Source organism: Streptomyces thermovulgaris (assembly GCF_002155915.1).
In the GTDB taxonomy this organism is placed as follows: Bacteria; Actinomycetota; Actinomycetes; order Streptomycetales; family Streptomycetaceae; genus Streptomyces; species Streptomyces thermovulgaris.
The window spans coordinates 204-1010 of sequence record NZ_MUME01000059.1; the positions used below are offsets into that span (position 1 = coordinate 204).

Annotated in this window: 1 protein-coding gene; it reads right to left on the bottom strand. The window is 69.3% G+C overall.

Going from position 1 to position 807, the window contains the following annotated elements:
* Window positions 1-278: 278 nt before the first annotated feature.
* Complete coding sequence (locus CCN35_RS06360; protein ID WP_079129814.1) at window positions 279-716, bottom strand: hypothetical protein; 438 nt, start codon at window positions 714-716, stop codon at window positions 279-281.
* Between the last annotated feature and the right edge of the window lie 91 nt (window positions 717-807).

The following is an 807-nucleotide window of genomic DNA, read 5'->3' on the forward strand; positions in this document are numbered from 1 at the left end:
CGGGGAGTGGCGGTCCCCGCGCGCCCCTTTCCAGGGGCGCTCTTCTTTTTCAGGCGCTCCTGGCGCTCTTCTTCAGATTCAGAGATTGGTGCTCTTCTTCAAAAGGGGTGCGTTCCAGGGGGCGCACCCTTCCCGAGGTGTGCGCATTTCCTTCGTACGCTTCTCCGCGCGCTCCCCACGCGCTCTTTCGCATCCGGTCCGATGCCGTCCCCGGCCCGCGCCTTTCAGTCGCCCCAGGCGCCCCAGTCGTCCCAGTCGTCTCAGCCGTCTCAGTCGTCTCAGTCGTCGTCCCGGGCCGAGCGGCGTCCGCCGGAGAACAGACCGGGCTGAACACGGGCGGCCTGGGCGACGTTGACGCCGACGATGCCGAGCCAGACGACGATGAGACCGGGCAGGTCGCCGACGGCACCGCCGATCCCGGACAGCGGAATGGCCAGCACCAGGGAGGCGATGCCGAAGCCGAAGCGCTCGCCCCAGGAGTCGCCGCCCTCCGACGAGCGGGACTGCCGGACCACCGCCGTCTGCTGCTCGGCGAACTGCCGGCGCACCCGGCGTTCGACGGCGTCGCCGATGCGCTGGTCGACCTTCTCCAGGAAGGAGTCGACCAGTGCGGACTCGTACTCCTCGCCCAGCTCCTTGCGGGCCTGCAACGAGGCGTCGAGTTCCTTCTTCAGCTCGGTCTTCAGTTCGGCGTCCCGCCCGTCCATTCCGGTCATGCGGCTCAGGCTAGCCAGTCGGGGTGTCCGCCGCACTGGGGATAACCCCCTTGTTCTCCCTGGCCGGTGGGGCGGCTCCCCCTGGTCGGCG